The organism is Acinetobacter stercoris, assembly GCF_900323515.1.
Classification (GTDB): Bacteria; Pseudomonadota; Gammaproteobacteria; order Pseudomonadales; family Moraxellaceae; genus Acinetobacter; species Acinetobacter stercoris.
Map to the genome: position 1 here is coordinate 1 of NZ_OOGT01000205.1, position 6921 is coordinate 6921.

Annotated in this window: 5 protein-coding genes; 1 reads left to right on the forward strand and 4 read right to left on the reverse strand. The window is 36.6% G+C overall.

The features are described from left to right. Positions 1–139: 139 nt before the first annotated feature. Complete coding sequence (locus KPC_RS16435) at positions 140–616, forward strand: copper resistance protein NlpE (RefSeq protein WP_121975439.1); 477 nt, start codon at positions 140–142, stop codon at positions 614–616. A gap of 72 nt (positions 617–688) precedes the next feature. Here the strand turns inward: KPC_RS16435 and pgaD are convergent, their stop codons facing one another. The 4 genes from pgaD to pgaA are packed head-to-tail and all read right to left on the reverse strand — an operon-like array spanning position 689 to position 6723. Next, a complete protein-coding gene (pgaD, locus tag KPC_RS16440; RefSeq protein WP_121975436.1) occupies positions 689–1171 on the reverse strand; it encodes a poly-beta-1,6-N-acetyl-D-glucosamine biosynthesis protein PgaD in 483 nt (160 codons plus the stop codon). Next, the gene (gene pgaC, locus KPC_RS16445) at positions 1164–2435 is read right to left on the reverse strand and encodes a poly-beta-1,6-N-acetyl-D-glucosamine synthase (RefSeq protein WP_121975437.1); all 1272 of its coding nucleotides are present in this window, start codon (positions 2433–2435) and stop codon (positions 1164–1166) included. Before pgaC ends, pgaD begins: the two co-directional genes overlap by 8 nt. Beyond that, the gene (gene pgaB, locus KPC_RS16450; RefSeq protein ID WP_121975438.1) at positions 2435–4273 is read right to left on the reverse strand and encodes a poly-beta-1,6-N-acetyl-D-glucosamine N-deacetylase PgaB; all 1839 of its coding nucleotides are present in this window, start codon (positions 4271–4273) and stop codon (positions 2435–2437) included. The genes pgaC and pgaB overlap by 1 nt, the downstream gene beginning before the upstream one ends. Next, positions 4273–6723, reverse strand: coding sequence for a poly-beta-1,6 N-acetyl-D-glucosamine export porin PgaA (gene pgaA, locus KPC_RS16455; protein WP_121975440.1), 2451 nt, complete (start codon positions 6721–6723; stop codon positions 4273–4275). The genes pgaB and pgaA overlap by 1 nt, the downstream gene beginning before the upstream one ends. Positions 6724–6921 lie beyond the last annotated feature (198 nt).

The following is a 6921-nucleotide window of genomic DNA, read 5'->3' on the forward strand; positions in this document are numbered from 1 at the left end:
TTTATAACTGTCTATAAATATGATTGTTCTGAATGACAAAAATTAGCAAGCTGTATCCAATATTTACAATATAGATCTAAATTTTCTTTATATTTTAATATGTTCTTGCCGCTTTAAAAAACTTACAGGTATATTCATGATGAAAAAGAAAATTTTAGCGTTATCTCTCCTTAGCATTGCTCTCGTCGCTTGTTCTAAACCAACTCACAATACTTCTGATGATGTAAAAGCCGTAAATAACAATACAAATACTGCATCTGCCCCGGCAGTCCCTGATCAACATACAGCCGAAAGTAGTCTGGATTGGGCTGGCGAGTATAAAGGTTTGTTCCCATGTGCTGACTGTGAAGGAATTGAAACTGAACTTGAACTTAAAGCAGATAAGACTTATGAGTTAAAAGAAGAATATAAAGGCGGAAAAGGTGATGGAACCAAGAATGAAGTTAAAGGTACCTTCCAATTTGATTCGAAAAATCCTTCAATTATCACTTTAGATGCTTCAGCAGATCATCGTAAGTTCTTTGTCGGCGAAAATTTTGTTGAGGCACGTGATATTCAGACAGGTGAAAAGCTAAGTGACACTCTCGACTATAAGCTTCAAAAAGAATTGCACTAAAATATAAGACATAAAAAAATAAAAGGTCATATTGAGAAATATGACCTTTTATTTTTCCTGGAATTTATTCGCTTAAGCATGAATGTCAAAATGCTCAAGTTTGCCATGTGTATTATAAAAAAGCGTAATGTTCTTGGCCTTATGCAGATTTTGCAAATCATTCACCCTTAAATCAAAACTATTTGCCATTTGCTGATCTGTAACTTCAGGTGGAGCAGTACGTCGGTCATTACCATAAAAACGAACCCAGTTATAAGTCGCCCAAATAAACAGACAGGAAATAAAAATAATGATCATGACTACCATATTAATCAAACTAAGCTCACTATACGGTCCTGCCTGAACCACGATTTGTTGATAAATCGTTTTTCCTTCAAACCACCAAAGAAAAAGTGTAAAGAGTGGTATTAACAACCAGAACCATATCAACCATCCAGCAAACATCAGACTATACCCTACACTCTTATGCTTAACATATTCAGGCTTATCAATGTATTCTGGTATTTCCAGTTTTGATATGTCTTCTATGATTTTGTATTTACTTATATTATTCACGTTCTGCCTCTCCTCTGAAACCTCGATCAGGACTCACCCACCTTGCACGTTTTTGTGTTTTGAATATGGTCTTTGGTAAAGCAACCACCGTGGTTGCAACACTCAATATCCAAAAGAACAATGGATACCAAATAATCCAGAAATAATTACGTAATAGACGCCCTCTATCGTAAGATCTGTCTATCCATAAACTCACCAAGAATTGAACTAAACAAGTAATACCTAAAATGACGCCATACCACTGCGGAAATAACGATTGGATTGCCCAATTACCAGGTAATGAAAAAAACAAACCATAGACATATAGAATAAAAATACCCAGAATCACATAAGACCAAACCACACTTACTATTGCCTCAAGTGCAATTGGCCACATACGACGGAGATGCCATCTTAATAAACGTGGAATATAGGCAATAAGTACTTCAATCCCTCCCTGTGCCCAACGTAAACGCTGCTTCCACAGACCTTTTAAGGTTTCAGGCATATAGATATAGCACAGGGCATTTGGCAAATAATGCAGATCCCAATGGTCAAACTGTAAACGCCATGACACATCAATATCCTCAGTGATCATGTCATCCCGCCAGTAACCAATCCTGTCTAAAGCTGTTTTTCTGAATCCTGCAATTGCACCAGAAACAGTAAAAATACGCCCATAAGTACGTTGTGCACGTTTGATCAATCCAATAATCGATGAAAACTCACCAACTTGCAGTTTTCCTAAAATACTGGAACGATTTACTATTCTCGGATTACCTGTAACAGCACCAACACGTGGGTATGTTGTTAAATGGTGCATCATCCATAAGACAGCATGTGGATGTAACAAGGCATCCCCATCAATACAAACCAGATATTCGTTTTCACTAACCATTGCACCAGCACGTAATGCATAGGCCTTTCCCTGATTTTCAGCCAGGTGCACGACTCTAAGCTTTGGATATTGCGATGCCAACTCATCTAATATTTCAGCTGTTCTATCCTTACTTCCATCATTAACTGCAATCACTTCAAAGTTTGGGTATTGCGATTGCATTGCATATTTGATGGTTTCATGAACTTGTAATTCTTCATTAAAGCAAGGGATGATAATGCTACACCCTGCCGAACTTGGCTCAGGCAATGCAGGCTGCTTAAATTCGCGTTTTAAATAAAACCAGATGCCACCTGCAATCCATAGCCAGGCCATGAATAACGGATAGAAAAAAGCAAATCCAAAATAAACATCACTTATACGTAATTGGCTTAGCCATTCAGACATTACCGAGTCTCCTTAGATTCAACAACAAATGGATTTCGGTACATCACTGGGCTGTCATTAAGGCTTAAGTCCTGATATAACTTTTGGTGAATGGTCTTGGCATTGGCTATTTTATAAGCATCCAGGCCAATTCTCTGGATGGATAAAGCTCTTAAGGCCTGGTAACCAAGATGATATTTATCCAAATCTTTTTCATCCATCTCTGAATGGATCTTGAAATTTACGACTAAATGCTGTTTTTCCTGATCGTCTAAATAGCGGATTTTATTTAATAATATTTTGAATATATTAGAGTTTCTCACTGGATCAATATACAAATACAGATGATTATCTTTTTGTTCCAACTGTTTTAGAATGGCATTGAGACCATTGATCTGTTGTTCATTCTTTAAATCTATTTTTAAAGCGGATTGATAATTGGTACTGATATTTGAGTAGAATGCTGACTGTTCTTTTATTTGATCAAGAATACTAAACACACGATCAACTTTTTGCTTGCATATTGCATCTGTTTTTTGATCTTGAATAGCACAATCGAGTTCATTTTCAGCATTCAAAACGATACCATTGACAGATGAATTATTTTTAACAAGATCCGCTGCTAACTTTGCCAAATCATAATGTTGAAGTGTCTCTAAACCGACTGGTAACATAGCCAAAACACGATTTGCAATGCGGGTATTGGCTTGCCAAAGCGTTCTGTTTAACAAGTCCTGCTGAATGGGTAACTGGCTATTTGGAAAATAAGTAGCATCAACTTTGCCATTTTCAGCACTTCGATGCACAACATCCAGTAAAAGAACATTACTTTTTAATGCATTAATATTTTCGAGAAATTTACCCAGTTTAAAGTCAAATCCGGCATTATTATGACTTTCCATTTCTACCAGATTGAAACCAACAACGCTTTGTCTCTCTTTATGAGGCAAGCGTGCATAAGTGAGAAAATTGATCATTTCGTCATGTATCTGTTCTGGACTTGGGTTATTCATGATTAAACCGCGCTGATAGGTTCTAACCGAATCAGCCAGAGTAGCTACATTTCCAAGACTAAAAGACATAGGAAGTCCAGCTATTGTCGCTAATTCTTCACTTTCCTTACTCACTGCACCATAAGGCCAGAAAATAGCCTTGGTATCCGTTCCAAGCTCATGATCCAAAATCTGTTTAGACTTTTTTAAATCTGTAATAATTCTCTTACGATATTCATCATCTGTTTCATAACGCTTTTCATTTAGAAGATATTCACGTGTGATTGCTGCTGGCTGCACATTATTTTGAGGATTAGCCAGAATCCCTTTGTGTAAATCATCAGAATGTGAAACAAATTCTACCAATCCTGACTTTTTCATTTCACGCATCTGTACCCAATTCAAGGCATTACCTTTACCATACGCGTCATCAATTGCTTTATGATTGCCATTCGCCCAGCTCGTCACCACAGCAAAAACCGCAGGTATTTGATATTCCTTAAGTAAAGGGTAAACTCGAGTGTAATTACTTAAAATTCCATCATCAAAAGTAATCAAAACTGCCTTGGCTGGTAATGTCTTTTTCTTTTGCCTTGCAAGCCAGACATCTTCCAGACGGATTGGATTCCAGCCTTCTCTTTTTAACCAGGAAAAATATAATGCCAAGTTACGTGTACTAATCGCATACACATCTTTGTCACCCGACTTTTCTACGTCATCACGCACATCATGAAATGTCATGGTGACAAATTGATATTCCTGATTTTCTATAGCTGTTTTTAATTCTGTTTTTGCATGACACTGTATCGTTGGAAACAAGATTGATGCTGTCGATACTGTTAACAGTATTTTTATCATAAAATTCATTAAAAACGCCCCTCAAATCCCAATAATGCGTAAGCCCTTCTCTCATTTTCACCATCATAAGGATGTCCCCCCCACCCAATACCGTAGTTCAGTCTCCAGGTGCGTGACAGTTCCCAATCATGCCGGTAAAGCAAGTTATAAATAGGTTTCGAGGAATAGGACTTTTGCCAGAAATTTCCAGCAGTCGCTTCAAAATGCTGATTAAAACTCTGGTTATTGTTATTACGCCAGGTCATCCAGTCGTGTTCTAAAGTCAACTCAAAACTTTGACTATGTTCAGGATTGAAATACTGCGTTGGAATATTACTGTTATGACTTAGATAACCACTTAGCATTGCACTACTGGTATGTTTTGCTCTTTGAAAAAATTGTTGTCTAAAATAAACAGCTAATTCCTGACGGTCATTACCATCATCAATATCAGTAAATTGATAACCTATCCCTGCTTTACGTGATTCATTTTCTTTCCAGTTCAACGCAACATTATAAGATTTCCCCTCATAACCTCTATCGACTGCTTGTAAGGGAATAGCTGCCTGACTATTAAATCCCAAGACATATTGCCAGTGATCATTAAGCCAATGCGACCAATCTAGTTGCAGTCCCAGATGCTCACCATCGACATTCTGAGAAATCATGGCTTTTGCTGATTTTCGATCGGCAGCCCACTCAAGCCCTATACCTAATCTCTGCTCATCCAGTTTGCCAATTTCATAATTTCCCTTACGATATGCATGATTCACAAATGCTCGATAATTATCATAAAACCATGGACTGTTCACCGTGGTATCACTTTCTAATTCACGTGAACCCTTTAAACGATCCAGTAAACCTGAATGATCCGATCTACTTTTTGAAAATGTACTCTGATGCTGTATGGATGCATGATTTCGATCAGCCAGTTCTTTTTTACTTTTTAATACCCCAGTATCATAAGGAGCACTTTGCAATAATTGTTGATTCAGTTTTCGCCACTCAGCTATATGATCCATCGCCTGCATATTCAGCATATGGTTTATCTGGGTTGATCTATCCACAGGCTCTAGCCCATTCCATTGTGCAAGAGTATCTTCAGATGTTTCTGGCTTTTCTCGCCAACGTTGAATCTGAGTCAAGTTATTTTGATATAAAACATTATTAGGTGCTAAATTAACCAGATCCTGAAAATATTTTTCAGCTTTATCCAGCTGATTTTGATAAGCATAATTCAAGCCGACTAAAGCAATATACTCTAACCGATCATCATCAGTGGAACGGTCAACACCTTTAGCATTACTATATTTATAAATAGGTAAACGCTTATCTAAATCAATAATTAACTGATTTGATTCCTGATATTTGTTTTGTTCAAGCAACGCGTAATACAGGCCTGAATAAACATTCATATCAGGATAGTTTTTTTCATTGAGCAAGCTTTTATAATATTTTTCTGCCATTTTTGGCTGCTTTAACTTTAAATAAGAATTCGCCAGTGCCTCACGTACATAAGGTGGCATCTGCTCCACAGCCAGACCTGTTTTTGTGATTTGAGCGATTGCCTGACGTGGATGATTTCTCTTGTCTAAAGCATAAATATAGTCGTAATAAAATCTTTGTCTGAGTGTCTTATTTTGCGGGAGATGAGTTTCATAAGCTGACATCTCCTCAATCACTTGATCTAAGAAAATAAAATCTTCATTGCCACGGTTTTTATAGTTCATTACACTGTAATACTGCACAGCATTCTGGATACGCTGAGAAAATTCACTTAATTTAACAAGATGTTGTAATTCTGGGCGTAACGTTAAAAGTTGAGACTTATCTAAAATTTTTTCAGCTTTTGCATAATCACCATTACTGATTAAAGCCAATACATACTGTTCTTCTGTATCATTGTTTTGTTTTCGTGCTACGGCTAAAGCTCCAGTATTCAGTGCTTCTATAGGCATGTTCAGTAGACGGTAGCTATAAGATGCCTGTGATAAATAATCAGCGGAAAGCTGATCTATTTTTACTTTTGATAAAGCATTTTTTGCTTGGAGTTGATTTCCAAATTCAACCTCAAGCACAGCTATCCACACTAACCACTCTTGCTTCTTTGTCTTTTTATAAAATTGATCACACCATAGTTTTGCCAGATCAATTTGCTTTAGGTCTCTCAAGGCTTTTACCAGACTGACTTGCCCATACTCTGGATAACTCTCTACATTGATACCTTCTAAATATTTTATATCGCTTAATTTAAAGTTTTTGTTTGCATAAGAAACCACAACATAATCAGCTATAAGTTTTTGATTGTTAGGGTATTCATTTAATAATCGCTCTAATTCCACAAGCGCTGTATTAGTCTGACCAGCCTTGATAAGTGCTACACTTTTCTCCCTTAGTTGATCTATCGTATCCGTAGCATATAAAATCGTGGAAAATGGTACGCAACACGATGCCGAGGCATAACATATCGGAACTATCAATTTCTTAATAATCANTTGTGGTCCCTTAAGTAAAACTTGCAAACAAACAGAAAACTTTTTAAATGTGAATTAATTTTCATAAATAAAACATACTGAGAATTAGATCACATAATATTGATTGAAATTTCTGTTACTGTTTTTTCCTGTATCAATTTGGAAATGTCTTATTTTTTTTAAGGGAATATGCGACTATTCAAC